The 16,304-nt window shown below is 44.6% G+C and carries 17 protein-coding genes; 9 read left to right on the top strand and 8 right to left on the bottom strand.

Annotated features, from left to right (window positions below; genetic code table 11):
• Positions 1–265 precede the first annotated feature (265 nt).
• The 6 genes from clpA to AC13DA_RS01780 form a co-directional block, all read right to left on the bottom strand.
• Positions 266–2,530, bottom strand: coding sequence for an ATP-dependent Clp protease ATP-binding subunit ClpA (gene clpA, locus AC13DA_RS01805; RefSeq protein WP_473798728.1), 2,265 nt, complete (start codon positions 2,528–2,530; stop codon positions 266–268).
• Between the two features lie 37 nt (positions 2,531–2,567).
• A complete protein-coding gene (gene clpS, locus AC13DA_RS01800) occupies positions 2,568–2,894 on the bottom strand; it encodes an ATP-dependent Clp protease adapter ClpS (protein WP_007144741.1) in 327 nt (108 codons plus the stop codon).
• An 8-nt stretch (positions 2,895–2,902) separates the two neighbouring features.
• Entirely contained in the window at positions 2,903–3,214 is a 312-nt protein-coding gene (gene grxD / locus AC13DA_RS01795; protein WP_007144740.1) for a Grx4 family monothiol glutaredoxin, read from the bottom strand.
• A 74-nt stretch (positions 3,215–3,288) separates the two neighbouring features.
• The gene (gene serB / locus AC13DA_RS01790) at positions 3,289–4,134 is read right to left on the bottom strand and encodes a phosphoserine phosphatase SerB (protein WP_007144739.1); all 846 of its coding nucleotides are present in this window, start codon (positions 4,132–4,134) and stop codon (positions 3,289–3,291) included.
• 73 nt (positions 4,135–4,207) lie between these two features.
• Positions 4,208–4,747, bottom strand: a complete 540-nt coding sequence (gene ppa / locus AC13DA_RS01785; RefSeq protein ID WP_007144738.1) for an inorganic diphosphatase — start codon at positions 4,745–4,747, stop codon at positions 4,208–4,210.
• A 166-nt stretch (positions 4,748–4,913) separates the two neighbouring features.
• Positions 4,914–5,705: a sulfite exporter TauE/SafE family protein gene (locus tag AC13DA_RS01780; RefSeq protein WP_284450887.1), complete on the bottom strand. Its 792-nt coding sequence runs from the start codon at positions 5,703–5,705 to the stop codon at positions 4,914–4,916.
• Positions 5,706–5,853: 148 nt separating this feature from the next.
• On the opposite strand from AC13DA_RS01780, the gene AC13DA_RS01775 reads away from it, so the two are divergent.
• Both AC13DA_RS01775 and AC13DA_RS01770 read left to right on the top strand, forming a co-directional pair.
• Positions 5,854–7,863 (top strand): sodium-translocating pyrophosphatase, encoded by a 2,010-nt coding sequence (locus AC13DA_RS01775; protein ID WP_284450888.1) that lies wholly within the window; start codon positions 5,854–5,856, stop codon positions 7,861–7,863.
• Between the two features lie 31 nt (positions 7,864–7,894).
• The gene (locus AC13DA_RS01770) at positions 7,895–9,247 is read left to right on the top strand and encodes an MATE family efflux transporter (protein WP_482945831.1); all 1,353 of its coding nucleotides are present in this window, start codon (positions 7,895–7,897) and stop codon (positions 9,245–9,247) included.
• Position 9,248: 1 nt separating this feature from the next.
• On the opposite strand, the gene AC13DA_RS01765 is transcribed toward AC13DA_RS01770, so the two are convergent.
• A complete protein-coding gene (locus AC13DA_RS01765; RefSeq protein ID WP_007144734.1) occupies positions 9,249–10,088 on the bottom strand; it encodes an RluA family pseudouridine synthase in 840 nt (279 codons plus the stop codon).
• 57 nt (positions 10,089–10,145) lie between these two features.
• Between AC13DA_RS01765 and AC13DA_RS01760 the strand changes: the two genes are divergently transcribed.
• The 7 genes from AC13DA_RS01760 (at position 10,146) to AC13DA_RS01730 (ending at position 15,696) form a co-directional block, all read left to right on the top strand.
• Positions 10,146–10,601 carry a DUF4124 domain-containing protein gene (locus tag AC13DA_RS01760; RefSeq protein WP_007144733.1) on the top strand — a complete coding sequence of 152 codons (456 nt, stop codon included), beginning with the start codon at positions 10,146–10,148 and terminating at the stop codon, positions 10,599–10,601.
• Between the two features lie 11 nt (positions 10,602–10,612).
• The gene (locus tag AC13DA_RS01755) at positions 10,613–10,948 is read left to right on the top strand and encodes a phenylpyruvate tautomerase MIF-related protein (RefSeq protein ID WP_284450890.1); all 336 of its coding nucleotides are present in this window, start codon (positions 10,613–10,615) and stop codon (positions 10,946–10,948) included.
• 63 nt (positions 10,949–11,011) lie between these two features.
• Positions 11,012–12,721, top strand: coding sequence for a proline--tRNA ligase (locus AC13DA_RS01750; RefSeq protein ID WP_284450891.1), 1,710 nt, complete (start codon positions 11,012–11,014; stop codon positions 12,719–12,721).
• A gap of 10 nt (positions 12,722–12,731) precedes the next feature.
• Positions 12,732–14,258 (top strand): fumarate hydratase, encoded by a 1,527-nt coding sequence (locus tag AC13DA_RS01745; RefSeq protein ID WP_284450892.1) that lies wholly within the window; start codon positions 12,732–12,734, stop codon positions 14,256–14,258.
• 25 nt (positions 14,259–14,283) lie between these two features.
• Complete coding sequence (locus tag AC13DA_RS01740) at positions 14,284–14,751, top strand: CopD family protein (RefSeq protein WP_284450893.1); 468 nt, start codon at positions 14,284–14,286, stop codon at positions 14,749–14,751.
• 2 nt (positions 14,752–14,753) lie between these two features.
• Positions 14,754–15,428, top strand: a complete 675-nt coding sequence (locus tag AC13DA_RS01735; protein WP_284450894.1) for a lytic transglycosylase domain-containing protein — start codon at positions 14,754–14,756, stop codon at positions 15,426–15,428.
• Positions 15,418–15,696, top strand: a complete 279-nt coding sequence (locus AC13DA_RS01730) for a hypothetical protein (RefSeq protein WP_007144727.1) — start codon at positions 15,418–15,420, stop codon at positions 15,694–15,696. Before AC13DA_RS01735 ends, AC13DA_RS01730 begins: the two co-directional genes overlap by 11 nt.
• On the opposite strand, the gene AC13DA_RS01725 is transcribed toward AC13DA_RS01730, so the two are convergent.
• Complete coding sequence (locus AC13DA_RS01725) at positions 15,688–16,212, bottom strand: retropepsin-like aspartic protease family protein (RefSeq protein WP_284450895.1); 525 nt, start codon at positions 16,210–16,212, stop codon at positions 15,688–15,690. The two genes, AC13DA_RS01730 and AC13DA_RS01725, sit on opposite strands and share 9 nt — an antisense overlap.
• Positions 16,213–16,304 lie beyond the last annotated feature (92 nt).

Genomic DNA, 16,304 nt, shown 5'->3' with positions numbered 1-16,304 from the left:
TCGCTAAGTGCCTCTCATACAAAGGCTCTTCTCAAAATGGTTAAAAAATAACCATATAATTTTATCATTAAAAATCAACAAGTTATAATGCTGCCATTAAAAATCAGTCGCTTACGGGAACTTTTTAATAAAAGCTTTACAGAAAAAAGACAAGTGTATAACTCTGTAGAAAAGTGTTGACATAGAGTAATGACCATCACAAAACAAAAAGCCCGGTAGTGTTCACTACCGGGCTTTTTTTATTTCACTTCTTGAAACAGATAAATCAGGATTTGACGGCTTCCGCTGCACTGTCCATTTCCAGATGAATATCCTCATCTTTTAGCGTGACACGAACATGTCCACCACCCTGACTCAATTTACCAAATAACAGCTCATCAGCCAGTGGTCGTTTGATTTTCTCCTGAACCAGTCTCGCCATAGGACGAGCGCCCATTTGCACATCATAACCATGTTCAGCCAGCCATTGGCGAGCCGCATCATTCACTTCGATAGTGACGTTTTTATCTTCAAGTAACATTTCAAGCTCTAATACCGCTTTATCCGCTACCCGAAGGATGGCATCCTTATCCAAAGGCTTAAATTGAATAATGCCATCAAGACGGTTACGGAACTCTGGCGTGAAGGTACGTTTCAGGGCTTCATTACCGTCAGAGGTTAAATTGTCCTGCTTGGTGAAACCAATGGATGGTTTACTCATCTCAGCAGCACCGGCGTTGCTTGTCATCACTAACACAACATGACGGAAGTCCGCTTTACGTCCGTTGTTATCCGTCAATGTGCCATGATCCATCACTTGTAATAACAGATTAAACACATCAGGATGCGCTTTCTCAATTTCATCTAACAACAGCACTGCGTGAGGTTGTTTGATGATGGCATCCGTTAACAGACCGCCTTGATCAAAACCAACATAACCAGGAGGTGCGCCAATGAGTCTTGATACGGTATGGCTTTCCATATATTCCGACATATCAAAACGAATCAGATCAACACCCAGATTGTGAGCTAACTGACGTGTGACTTCGGTTTTACCTACACCGGTAGGACCTGCAAACAAGAAGGCACCTGTCGGTTTTTCTGGATGGCCTAAGCCTGAACGCGCCATTTTAATCGCAGAACCCAAAGCCGAAATCGCTTCATCCTGTCCGAAGATAACGCGTTTAAGATTGTCTTCCAGTTTACGCAGATTATCCTTGTCAGCATTGGACACCGTTTTCGCAGGAATACGTGCAATTTTCGCCACGATAGCCTGCACATCATTCACACCAATCAGTTTTTTACGTTTAGACTTCGGTGCAATACGCTGCGCGGCACCGACTTCATCTAACACATCAATCGCCTTGTCAGGCAGGAAGCGATCGTTAATATGACGATGCGCCAACTCAGCAGCCTGTTCAATCGCCGCATTGGAATAACGCACATTGTGGTGCTCTTCCAGACCAGGTTTAAGGCCTTTCAGAATTTCAATGGTTTCAGCCACACTAGGTTCTGGCAAATCAATCTTCTGGAACCTACGTGCTAAAGCGCGATCATGCTCAAAAATACCCCGGTATTCCTGATAGGTAGTTGAACCAATACACTTCAGTTCACCACTGGCTAATAGTGGTTTTAATAAGTTAGCCGCATCCATCGTGCTGTTACCTGCACTACCTGCACCAATCATGGTATGGATTTCATCGATAAACAAAATCGCGTGTGGCTGCTTTTTCAATTCACGTAACAAGGCTTTCAGACGTTTTTCAAAATCACCCCGGTATTTTGTACCGGCAACCAGTGCGCCCATATCTAAAGAATAAATGGTGGTTTCTGCTAACACTTCAGGCACGTCACCATGAACAATGCGTCTTGCCAAACCTTCAGCCAGAGCGGTTTTACCGACCCCTGCTTCACCGACAAATAAAGGATTATTTTTACGACGACGACATAGGATTTGTAACGTACGTTCTAATTCATGGGCACGACCAACAAGCGGATCGATTTTACCTTTGATGGCGGCTGCATTCAGATTTTCGGCATACAATGTCAGAGGACTTTTATCCTCATCAGAAACATCTTCGCTTTCTACTTTGGCTTCTGATTCTGATGTAGCAGCACTATCCTCAACATCGCCATGACTAATCGCATTGACGACATCCAAACGTGTGACATCCTGCTTTTGCAATAAGTAAACGGCTTGAGATTGTTGTTCAGAAAAGATCGACACCAGAACATTTGCCCCAGTCACCTCAGAACCACCTGATGACTGAACATGCATCACAGCGCGCTGTAGAATACGTTGGAATGCCAGCGTTGGTTGAGTTTCGCGCTCACTATCCTCAGCGAGTGTCGGTAGATTATCAGCCAGAAAATCGCTTAATTCCTGTCGTAAAACAGTGATATCTACTTCGCACGCCTTCAATACGGCCAGTGCCTGACCATTTTCCAGTAGCGCTAATAAGAGATGCTCAACGGTAAGAAACTCATGAGCACGTTGGCGAGCATAATTAAATGCTTGGCTGAGGGTTTGTTCGAGCTCTTTACTTAACATGTTACGTTCCACCTTATTGGTTGGATATCGAACTAGGTCATTCCTCTTCCATCGTACACTGCAATGGATGACCGTGGCTTTGAGAATAGCTGTTGACCTGTTCGACTTTCGCTTCAGCTATCTCATAGGTAAAAATACCACACAAGGCACTACCTTCGGTATGCACTTGAAGCATGGTGCGTGTAGCACGCTCACGCCCCATGCCAAAAAGGTTTTCGAGGACTTCAATCACAAAATCCATTGGCGTGTAGTCATCATTTAGCATAATCACCCGGTACTTGGGTGGTTGCTTCAAGTCTGGCTTTGCTGGAGCAACGGCATATTCATTGTCGTTGTTCCATTCGTGATCATTTTCCTGACTCATGCCCTTTTTTAGCTCGCTTCATCAATCATTTTTTGTAATTCGCCGTTTTCATACAGCTCCATAATAATGTCACAACCACCCACTAATTCACCTTTAATATACAGTTGTGGGAAGGTTGGCCAATCTGCATAACGATGCAGATTTTCACGCACATCTGGCTCTGCCAATACATTCACATAAGCAAATTCTGCACCACAAGCAGATATGGCTTGAGAGGCTCGGCTTGAAAAACCACATTGTGGAAACTCAGGCGTCCCTTTCATAAACAAAATGACCGGGTTTGATTGAATCGCCTGTGTAATTTTTTCCATTACTTCCATTATTTAATCCTCGTAGTTTTGAAATTTATTATGTCTGATGAGATGGGGATGCTTTTATAGTTTTCAAGCTTAGGCTAGTTATATTCAAGCTGCAATAAGCCAAGAATCGCATCCAGCCCATTATGATTTATTGCTGTCGCCGCCTGCTGCTGCACTTTCGGTTTAGCGTGATAGGCCACACTCAAACCGGCTGGCTCCATCATTAATAAATCATTTGCCCCATCCCCCACCGCTATTGTTTGCTCAGCGACAATGTTCATTTTGTCACAACATGACAACAGAAAATCGGCTTTGGTTTGTGCGCCACAAATATCGCCGTCGACTTCTCCAGTGAGTTTGCCGTCTTTTTCTGCCAGCTTATTGGCCTGAGCAAAATCAAGCCCTAAACGCTGTTTCAATCTATCGGTAAAAAAGGTGAAGCCACCCGATACTAATGCCAGGCTAAAGCCATGTTGTTTAAGTGTCGACACCATCAACTCTGCCCCTGGACTCAATCGCAAACGTTCATCATAAACTCGTTCAAGAACCTCAACATCCAGACCTTTCAATAAGGACACTCGCTTGCGAAGTGAAGTTTCGAAGTCTATTTCGCCTCGCATCGCTGATTCTGTAATCGCTGCGACTTCGGGTTTTAGGTTCATAAAATCAGCGATTTCATCAATACACTCGATGGTGATCAAGGTTGAATCCATATCGGTGACAAGAAGTTTAGCGGCACGATGATCAAATTGTTCTGGTATCAGATTAATATCGAAATCATATTGCTGACGAAGCTGATGCATAGCCTCAGCATCAATGCCAGAGACATGAGTCACCGTCACATAGTGTTTATACCAGTTAAACTGACCAGAATATTGATGGGCGATCTGCTCTGCCAGTTCGTGAGTGAGAGTTTTGCCTTGCAGTACCAGTGTTGTCATGATGTTTCCGCACTAGATAAAAAAACGGCGAGCTGAAAACTCAGCTCGCCGAATCATTGTAAATCAGTCAGATTTAAAATTGGGGTTTAACAGGTGCTGATTTAAAACGTTCAACACTGGCCACAATTTCAGTTTCAGCTTCAGCTTTACCCACCCAGCCTTCAACTTTGACCCATTTGTTCTTTTCTAAATCTTTGTAGTGTTCAAAGAAATGTGAAAGTTGATTCAACAGACGTTCTGGTAAGTCATTAATATCTTTCACATCATCGTACATTTTATCGTGTGGCACGGCGATAATTTTGGCATCTTCACCAGACTCATCGGTCATTTTTAACATGCCCACAGGACGGCAACTGACCACTGAACCACTGATTAATGCGTACGGGCTGACAACCAATACATCAACCGGATCACCGTCATCAGACAACGTGTGTGGAACATAACCATAGTTACATGGATAAAACATCGCAGTATTCATGAAACGGTCAACAAAAAGTGCCCCGGTTTCTTTATCAACTTCGTATTTCACAGGATCAGAATGTGAAGGGATTTCAATAATGACATTGATGTCTGTTGGCAAATTTTTGCCTGAACCAACACGGTCGAGATTCATAGGGTTATGCTCCAGATAGCAAATAAACAAAGTCGCTGATTATAGAAGAAAAGCCCTTCAGGTTAAACTCTCAGCAAGTGAATAAGCATTATTCTTCATAACATCGCCAATCTGACTTTATGTCACGCGCTAAATCCATAAGCGATAAACGCAGCAAGTCACTCAATTAGCGAACGAGAAAGAACGCAGCTAACGCAAAAAGAAATAGTGAAAATAAACGACTCAGGATATGGCTTGGTAACGTCTTGGCTAATTTTGCGCCAATCGGTGCAACCCAGACACTAGTGGCAATAATCCCTAAAAAGGCTTGCCAGTGAACAAAGCCGCTCTGCCACTGCCCATCAACATGTTCGAGTTGGGATCCAATCAATATATAGCCAGCTGCCCCACTTAAGGCAATAGGCAAACCACACGCCGCCGCAGTTCCCACCGCACGTTGCATAGAAAGTCCACTCATCACCAGGTATGGCACAACCAGTGAACCACCACCAATTCCAACCATAGCGGAGACAATACCAGTAATTAAACCAGCAGAAAAAATACTCGGGGCTGCTAAAAACTTAGTTGAGACAGATTTAGGTGGCGGCAACCACATTTTTACTGCTACCAACAAAGCAAATACCCCAAACCATATCTTTAAAATATGGCTAGGCATGGAACTGGCAATATAGGCCCCGGCAAAGCTACCTAATACAAGGCTTGGCGCCAGTTTTTTCACCAAGTGCCATTGCGTTGTTTCATATTTGTGGTGAGCTAACATAGAGGAGATTGAGGTAACACTAATCGTCATTAATGAAGTAGCAATAGCCACATGAATCGCAATGTCAGATGACATACCCTGCCAGCCAAAAACCAGCATAAGAATAGGCACAATGATCAGTCCGCCACCGATACCAAACAAACCGGCCAGTAAACCAGACACCAAACCTGCAATTAGATAGCCAATCCATTCTGCCATAAAGGGTACTCTCTATTTCGTTCCAACTGGGCAAATCAATAAGATAAGTCTTTGACTTTACTTGAATATGTCAGGCGCGTATAAAAGGTAGAAAAACCATAATAAACGTGTTTCACGCCCACAGTTCGTAATGAAGAGAGGGAATTCTATGGCATCGCTCAGCTATGTTCCAATCATTCTTGGTATTTTCGGTTTACTTTGTGCTTTATTTCTTTATATCTCAATCCTGAAAAAACCTGCTGGGACAGGTAAAGTCGTTGATATCGGTGATCAGATTCATCTGGGAGCCATGGTCTTTATGAAAGCAGAATATTCGCGGTTAGCGATTTTTTGCTTATTGTGTATCTTAGCGTTGGGGTTCTCTAATTTAGGTTGGCCAAGTGCGTTTGCATTTTTTATTGGTTCTATGTGCTCCGCCTGTGCCGGATTCATCGGCATGTATGCCTCCACCAAAGCCAATGTCAGAACAGCGGTTGCCGCACAGAATCAAGGTACCTCAGCCGCTTTATCCGTTGCTTTCTCCGGTGGTTCAATCATGGGACTCACTGTGGCAGCCATGGGCTTACTGGGTTTAGGCTTTCTCTACCTGCTGTATGGTCATGATCCCCAGACCACACACATTATTCATGGCTTTGGCATGGGTGCTTCTTCAGTCGCCTTATTTTCAAGAGTGGGCGGTGGCATCTATACCAAGTCGGCTGATGTCGGGGCAGACTTAGTGGGCAAGGTCGAAGCCGGTATCCCTGAAGATGATCCCCGTAATCCTGGGGTTATTGCTGACAACGTGGGCGACAATGTTGGGGATGTTGCAGGTATGGGCTCCGATATTTTTGAATCCTACTGCGGTGCCATTATTGCCAGTATTACGATTGCCTCCACCATGGGGCTTGTTGCCGTCAATCAACTCGCCAGTGAAAAATCTACACTGATGTTTCTGCCACTGGCGTTGGCATCTGTAGGGCTTATTTGCTCGATATTGGGCATTCTCAGTGTAAAGCTATTTTCACAACAAGCCCCGAGTGTTGCATTAAGAATCGGTACCATTGGCGCATCACTTCTTTTTATAGTCACTGCTTGGTGGTTAATTGGACTGATGGGCGGTGCTGGGGAGTTATGGATTGCCGTGTTATCCGGTGCAATGGGTGGCATCATTATTGGTTTGGTGACCGAGTATTACACAGGTGGTGCCCCCATAAAGAAATTGGCAGCAAGTGGTGAAACCGGCCCTGCCACCATTATGATTTCCGGACTCGCCTTAGGCATGCAATCTGTGGCTATCCCTGTTATCACCATTGCCGCCATTATTTTTTCAGCCAGTTATGTCGCCGGGCTTTATGGTGTCGCTATTGCTGCGGTTGGTATGCTGGCAACGGTGGGGATTACTATGGCGATTGATGCTTATGGTCCGGTTGCCGACAATGCAGGCGGTATTGCTGAAATGGCGGAAATGGGTAAAAAAACCCGGGATATTACTGACTCACTTGATGAGCTGGGTAATACCACAGCCGCCATAGGTAAAGGCTTTGCCATAGGGGCTGCGGCACTGGCTGCATTGGCCATTATCAGTGCTTATATTGAAACGATCAGCCATGGTGACAGCAACTTTGTTTTATTGTTAAACAACCCGCTGGTGCTGATGGGCATGTTCCTGGGCGGTATATTCCCATTTTTGGTCAGCGCGCTGACCATGACCGCTGTCGGTGATGCTGCCTTTGACATGATTCGAGAGATTCGTCGTCAGTTTAAAGAGATTCCAGGCTTATTAGAGGGAACAGCTAAGCCCGATACTGCCCGCTGTGTTGATATCGCTACCAAAGCCGCTTTGAATAAGATGATATTACCTGGATTATTAGCCGTATTAGCTCCTGTAGTCGTTGGCTTTGGACTGGGTCCACAAGCTCTGGGTGGCATGTTGGCTGGCGCACTTATCTGCTGTGTCATGATGGCGCTGATGATGGCTAACGCCGGTGGTGCATGGGATAATGCAAAAAAATATATCGAGAAAGGGAATCATGGCGGTAAAGGCTCTGAAATACATAAAGCCGCTGTGGTTGGTGACACAGTGGGAGACCCGTTAAAAGATACATCCGGCCCAGCCATGAACATTCTGATTAATGTGATGGCCATCGTCAGCCTGGTTATCGCCCCGCTTCTCTGAACTTACATTTAATAAACTTCACAGAGGCCACATGATGTGGCCTTTTTATTTTTCGGGTACAGCATTGAAAAAAGCACTTTCACATCAACAAATTTGGGCCATAGCCGGACCGATGATTCTGGCAAATTTGTCCCCCCCCATACTTGGCTTAGTTGATACCGCTGTAATGGGCCACCTCAACTCCCCCATCTATCTAGGTGCTCTCGCACTCGGCAGTATGGTGTTTACCTTTCTGTTCTGGGGTTTTGGTTTCCTGCGTATGGTGACAACCGGCCTGACTTCTCAGGTCAATGGCCATGGCAGTCAACAGGAAACGGAGTCCGTGTTAATCCAGTCGGCTTTGTTAGCTTCGGGTATCGCGTTGTTGTTACTGTTATTGCAATGGCCGATTGCCAAGATTGCTTTCAGCTTAATTGATGGCAGTGCCGAAGTCTTATTACAGGCCCAGCAGTATTTTTTTGTTCGTATCTGGAGCGCACCAGCCACCTTACTTAATTACGCCATTATGGGTTGGCTGATTGGCATAAGCGCTTCACGATCAGCCTTAGCGATGGCAGTTGTGATTAATATCACCAATATTGTGTTGGATCTGTTGTTTGTGAATGTGCTGGAAATGAAAGCAGATGGTGTGGCTTTAGCCTCGGTTATTGCAGAATTAAGCGGCTTAATATTTGCGCTATTTCTATTAACCCGAAGAGGATTTCAGTGGCAAAGCATTGATATTCCACAGGCAATAAAGCGATTTATAAAAGAGCGACACCAGCTAGCCTTACATGGCAATTTTATGCTGAGAACCTTATGTTTAATTTTCAGTTTTGCCTTTTTCACCAATCAGGGTGCTCAACATGGTGATGTCGTTCTGGCTGCGAATATGGTTTTGCTCAATTTTATTACCTTTATGGCCTATGTCCTGGATGGTTTTGCCAATGCCACCGAAGTGATGACAGGTAAGGCTGTTGGCCGTAAAGACAAAGATATGTTGAAAGCCAGTCTTCTTATGAATGGACAATGGGCGCTAGCGGTCGCCGCTTTATTTAGTCTTGTGTATGGCTTATTTCACCAACAGATTGTCAGTATGCTTACCGATATACCGGCTGTTGCAACACTAGCGGAGCAATATAGTACCTGGGTTATTATTGCGCCGTTGCTTGCTGTTTGGTCCTATTTATTTGATGGTTTATTTGTCGGCGCGACACTTGGCAAAGAAATGAGAAATGCCATGCTGTTTTCGGTCTTTGTCTGTTTTTTACCAAGTTGGTATTTATTTCAAGACTATGGAAATCATGGCTTATGGGCAGCCCTGATGGTGCTTTTTATTGCCAGAGCCGTTTCTCAAGCCATCTATCTGCCCGGTATATTCCAGCGCATAGCCCTTAAAAAATGATTTATCCGGCTAGCAAATCAAACTTTCGCGGTTGCCCGGTGAATGGGCAAATAAACGCCAGATAATAAGCACTGAGTTGCAGATTTTCTGTGGTTTTACGCTGACCATAAAGTCGGTCACCAATCACTGGAAACCCTAGGCTTGCTGCATGCCGACGGATCTGATGTTTACGGCCTGTTTCAATCGACACATCTAACAAACTCTGTTGTTTGACTGGATCGTACTGCATAAAAACGAAATGGCTACGAGCGTGTCTGCCGTCAATCGGCAGATCAACGGTAATAGGCTTGTCGCTTGTTGCCGCTGCTGAAAACTCGCCTTCCACCCAGATTCGATAGCGCTTATCAATATCTCGTTGTTGAAATAAAGCCGATAATTTTGCTGCTGCCTGTTTTTCATGAGCAATCACAATTAAACCATTAGCGGCCCGATCCAGGCGATGCACGACGAAAGCATTACGTTGAGGTTTGAGTTCTTGCTCGGCCCAGCGAGTGACGGTGCAGTGATCGCCCCATTTCGATCCTTGGGATAATACACCGTAGGGTTTATTCCAGACGCTGTAATGGCCAAAGTCGGCCATCAACTCAGGAGGTGTCATTTCACGTTCTAACACGGCTTTGTCGTAGTAGAGATGCAAGGTTTCACCCGCTTTTAATAAACGCTTGGCTCGGCGCAAGCGTTGTGTTCTTTTGCCGACACTGACCCACACCGCTCCCTTAAGCATAATACGTTTTAAATGTTGCTTAGAAAGCGCACAGGCATCAGCTAATAGATCAACGGCATTAGCCCCTGATTTTTCAACAGGTAAATGAATTTCAAAACGATCAGTGTGATAAGACATTTTATGATGGCTGGCTTTGGCGTAGAATTAACGTAGTTTAGAGCCTTGGTGTATGTAATGTTAAGAGATAATCTCAAATTCAGTCTGATTATACTGTCTGCGACCGTTACTGGCACCGCCAGCGCTGATGTGTATAAGTGGGTCGATGAACAGGGACAGGTTCACTACAGTCAGCAAGCGCCCGAATCTGCTCCCGCAGAATTGATCAAAACACCACCGCCACCCTCTGTCGATCCAGCTCAAGCCCAGAGAGAAGTCGATGCCTTGATTGCTCAGCAAAAAGCGGCTGAACAGGAAAAGCAACAAGCACAACAACAGGCAGAGCAAAAAGCAGAACAAGAAGCAGCACTTGAAAAACAATGTCAGGATGCCAAAGACGCACTTACCGCCTATCAAAACCATCCGGGCGGACGATTTTATGATGAAAATGGCAACTTACAACGCATCAAAGAAGAAGATCGTCAACAGAAAATACAAGAATTGAGCAACAATATTAAACAACACTGTCAATAAGGAGAAGCAAAATGCCATACCTTAATATTACGACTAATCAAGAAGTTAAAGATAAAACGCAGTTTATTAAAAAGACCAGTGAAACCGTTGCTAAAGCGTCAGGTAAACCTGAAAGCTATGTCATGATTGTGCTGAATGACAACGCCAATATGTCATTTGGTGGCAGTGATGCGCCTGCGGCTATGCTTGATTATCGAGCTCTCGGCTTACCCGGTGATCGTCAGGCCTTCTCGGATACCTTATGTACACTCATCAGTGAGAACCTAAAAGTTGAAGGTGGTCGTATCTATATCAGCATGACTGACTCAGAGCGACAAAACTGGGGTTGGAATCACAGTACATTTTAAGTTTTATCCTTAACTCATAGCCTCAGGGCTAACCAATTATCATTACAGGAAAAATAAAAACACATGCGCGCCTCTAACCTGCTTATTTCCACTTTAAAAGAGACACCAGCAGACGCAGAAATTGTCAGCCATCAATTAATGCTCCGTGCCGGCCTTATCCGTCGTCTGGCATCGGGCTTATATACATGGCTGCCAATGGGACTCAAAGTACTCAGAAAAACAGAAGCCATCGTCCGCGAAGAAATGGATAGAGCTGGCGCGCAGGAAGTATTAATGCCTTCGGTACAACCGGCTGAACTTTGGCTGGAAAGCCAACGTTGGGAGAAATATGGTCCTGAATTATTACGCATCACTGATCGCCACCAACGTGAGTTCTGTTATGGACCGACCCATGAAGAAGTGATCACCGATCTGGTACGTCAGGAAATTCGTAGTTACAAACAGTTACCAGTGAATTTTTACCAAATTCAGACCAAATTCCGTGATGAAATTCGCCCACGCTTTGGTCTGATGCGTGCTCGTGAATTCCTGATGAAAGATGCCTATTCATTCCATCTGGATCAAGCTTCTTTACAAAAAACCTATGACAATATGTATGCGACATATTCTCGTATTTTCAGTCGCATCGGTTTGGAGTTCCGCGCTGTTCAGGCAGATACCGGTAGTATTGGTGGTAATGCCTCACATGAGTTTCATGTGTTAGCCAGTTCAGGTGAAGATGCTATCGCCTTTAGTGATAAAAGTGATTACGCTGCCAATGTTGAGTTAGCAGAAGCCGTAGCACCACAAGGTGAACGTGCAGCAGCCAGTGAAACTATGACCGTGGTTGAAACACCCGCAAAGCACACTATTGACGATGTCAGTCAGTATCTCAACAAACCAGCTTCACAGTGTCTGAAAACCTTATTGGTAGAAGGTGTCGAAGAAGGTTCTGTGGTTGCCCTGGTTGTTCGCGGTGATCACGAGCTTAATGAGATTAAAGCTGAAAAACACCCTCTGGTAGCCGCGCCACTCACCTTTGTTACAGCAGAAAAAGTACTTGAAATCAGCCATGCTAATATCGGTTCGGTAGGCCCTGTTGGTTTAACCATTCCTGTCATCGTTGATCATGCTGCCGCTTTTGTCAGCGACTTTGTTTGTGGTGCTAATCAGGATGACAAACATTTAACTGGCGTAAACTGGGGCCGTGATTTACCTGAACCAGAAACCGCAGATTTGCGTAAAGTTATGGCAGGCGATCCTAGTCCAGATGGTCAAGGTCATTTAGAAATCGCTCGGGGTATTGAAGTCGGACATATCTTCCAGCTTGGCGAAAATTACAGCAGCAAATTAAATGCGGTTGTGTTGACAGAATCCGGCAAATCGCAAATCGTTACTATGGGTTGTTATGGTATTGGTGTATCCCGTGTTGTCGCCGCAGCCATTGAGCAAAACCATGATGATCGCGGCATTATATGGCCCGAATCGATTGCACCTTATCAAGTCGTGTTAGTGCCTGTTAACGCTCACAAATCAGTAAGAGTTAAAGAAAAAGCTGAAGAGGTCTACCAACAACTGCTTGCCGCTGGTGTGGATGTGTTACTTGATGACCGTGGTTTGCGTCCTGGTGTTGCCTTTGCTGATATGGAACTGATTGGTATTCCACACCGCTTAATCCTGGGTGAACGCGGTCTGGATAATGGCATGATTGAATACAAAAACCGTCGTAGCGGTGATGGCGAAGAGTTTGCGATTGATGATGTGGTCAATATCATCAAACAAAAATTAAGCTGAGGTTTAATGCATGACGACAGTCATTAAAGAGACTGACTTTATCGACAGTATTGCAGACGCCCTGCAGTTCATTGCCTGTTATCATCCAAAAGATTTTATTCAGGCAATGAGCGCGGCTTATGAGCGCGAGCAATCTGTCGCTGCAAAAGACGCTATTGCACAAATTTTGGTGAACTCCAGAATGTGTGCAGAAAATAACCGTCCTATCTGTCAGGACACTGGCATTGTTAATGTCTTCATCATAGTAGGTATGGATGTGCAGTGGCAGACCACAAAAAGTCTGAATGACATGGTCAATGAAGGCGTCCGTCGTGCTTATCTTCACCCTGACAACGTTTTACGAGCCTCCATTGTGTCTGACCCTATTGGTCTACGCAAAAATACTGGAGATAACACCCCAGCGGTTATTCATACCGAAATAGTCATGGGTGATACAGTTGAAGTATTAATTGCAGCCAAAGGTGGTGGCTCAGAAAACAAAGCCAAATTCACCATTCTGAATCCAAGTGACAATCTGGTTGATTGGGTATTAAAAACGGTGCCGACCATGGGGGCTGGCTGGTGCCCGCCGGGAATGTTAGGTATTGGCATTGGTGGTACAGCAGAAAAAGCGATGCTGATGGCAAAAGAGTCATTAATGCATCCTATCGATATACAAGAATTAATCGATCGCGGTGCCGAAACGGCCACAGAGAAACTTCGTGTTGAACTCTATGAAAAAGTCAATCAGCTGGGTATTGGTGCCCAAGGCTTGGGTGGTTTAACCACTGTTCTGGATGTCAAAATCAGTGATTACCCAACACATGCTGCTTCATTACCTGTCGCCATGATTCCAAATTGTGCCGCCAGCCGTCATATTCATTTTAGTTTAGACGGAACAGGGCCGGCAGAATTTGAGCCCCCCTCCATGGATGACTGGCCAGATATTACCTGGGAAGCCGCAGAGAATACCCGCCATGTTAATTTGGATGATATAACCGCTAAAGACATAGCGGAATGGCACCCCGGAGAAACGCTGTTATTGTCAGGGCATTTATTAACAGGACGTGATGCGGCGCACAAAAAAATCGCTGATTTACTGAATAATGGTGAATCTCTGCCAGAAGGACTCGATTTTAATAACCGCTTTATCTACTACGTCGGTCCAGTTGATCCGGTTCAAGGTGAAGTTGTTGGCCCTGCAGGTCCGACAACCGCGACCCGAATGGATAAATTTACCGATATGATGCTTGAAAAGACGGGTTTATTAGGCATGATTGGTAAAGCTGAGCGTGGAGATGAAACTATTGCCTCCATCAAAAAACATCATTCGGTCTATCTGATTGCCATCGGTGGTGCAGCGTATTTAGTTTCAAAAGCGATTAAGTCATCACGGATGGTGGCATTTGAAGAACTGGGAATGGAAGCCATTCGTGAGTTTTACGTAGAAAATATGCCGGTTACTGTGGCAGTAGATAGTGAAGGTCATTCGGTACACAAAACAGGTCCGAGTGAATGGAAAATTAAAATTGCCGATATACCGATAAACAATAATTGATATTACATTCAAAGAGAGCTTAGCTATGATGATTGCATTACCTTTACACCTGTTAGCCGCTGTCATTTGGGTGGGTGGTATGTTTTTCGCCTATACCGCTCTTCGGCCTGCAGCAGTTGAATCACTGACGCAAGAACAACGCCTCCCTTTGTGGGCTGGTGTATTAAAAACCTTTTTCAACTGGGTATGGCTTTCTATCATCACCTTGCTTGTCACTGGCGCTTGGATGATTCCTTTATTAGGCGGCATGGGCGGCGTTGATGGTGTCGGTATTCATGTACATATTATGTTACTAATCGGCATTTTTATGATGCTCATTTTTATGCATGTGTTTTTTAATCCATTCAAAAAGCTTAAATGGGCTGTGGCCGAACATGACTGGATTGCCGCAGGCACGGCATTAACTCAAATACGCAAACTGGTTCTGCTTAATCTAATCTTAGGCATTATTACTATTCTGATAGCCAGCTCTGGACGTTACTGGTTAAGTTAATCATGAATACGCTGATGAAATGGTGTTTGCTCAGTCTGACAGTGATGCATAGTCAGCTGGCACCGGCAGATACCATTCAGCGAATTCAAACCCCGGATGGATCGGTTGAATTCAGTAATGTCAGGCAAGCCACATCGCAAACTGTCATTTATAAATCACAAACCGGTGAAGGCTTTGTTTTTTCAGATCAAAAACCCGCACATGGTCATTTTGAAATTCTAAAATACAGCTGTTATGCCTGTAACCCCTCATCAAAAATCAACTGGCATACCATTAAACTGGATTTTGCCTCATATGCTGACGAAGTAAAACGTTATGCCAAAAAATATAATGTTGATGCCGCCTTGGTAAGAGCAGTTATTCATGCGGAATCGGCGTTCAATCAAAAAGCGATTTCCAGAACAGGTGCTCAAGGCTTGATGCAATTAATGCCAGACACAGCCAAAGAGTTAGGTGTTGATAAGCCTTTTAATGTCGAACAAAACATAGAAGGCGGTGTTAAATATCTGGCTGAGCTGCTATCTTTGTTCAAGGGCAATACTCGCCTTGCCACAGCTGCTTATAATGCAGGACCTAATGCCGTGAAAAAATATAACGATGTTCCCCCTTACTCCGAGACAAAAGTTTATGTAGAACGTGTGAGCATTTTGCATCAACGTTATCAACATGAAAGTTAGAAAAACAAAAAAATGGCTGGCTGAAAACGACCATTTAATCCACGCTACTATGCAGAAAGTATCTTCTCATGTTCAACGTGAAGAAGGTGAATGGGTGTTGAATACCGTGACGATTGAAGGTCAGGATGTTCCCTATAAATACAAGCGTCAACGCCGATATAAATCACTAAAAGGGGCGCGGGTAGATATTGTCTATTACCCGGATAAAGAAGTCATTGCCCGTATGACTTTCGAGTACATGAAAGTGGTTAAGATTTCCCTATCCTGATACCGGTACACGCAGCGTCATCACCCCGTTACGCTGGGTGATATCCAGATGTTTCATAAAACTCATCCCCAATAAAACCACACCATCGGTCATATGCGGGTTGATACTGGCATCGACATGATTCAAGGTAATACCACCAAGACGCACCGCATCGACATCAGTCTGAAAGACAGGCACAACACCATTAGCTGTTGATACCATGGACGTAGGTCCTTTTTTCAAGCCGGCCACTTCCGCAATGGCGGCAGGGATACTGACATTGGTAGCACCGGTATCCAGCAGGAAATTCACAGGATGGCCATTAATATAACCTGGTGCCAGATAATGACCGTCACGATTACGTTTTAAAGTCACCTCACCCGTGCCTGAATTTGCTGCCATTAATGCTTGATTAGGGTTATCGCGCTGCTGAATATAGCCATTAAAGAATAAGGTGAGTGACCCCATTAAAAACAACCAGAATAATATCGTCACGATATTTCCAGAAAACAATTTTGATATATCAGGTGCACTCATCCCCTGCTCTTCCTTCTATGTTTTATCACCATAGTATAAACAACCATGACAATCTGACTAATGCTTGATATGGTGGCGCCATCTTAATAATT

This window comes from Methylophaga sp. F-2 (assembly GCF_056859315.1).
This window is presented reverse-complemented; position numbering and strand designations above follow the sequence as displayed.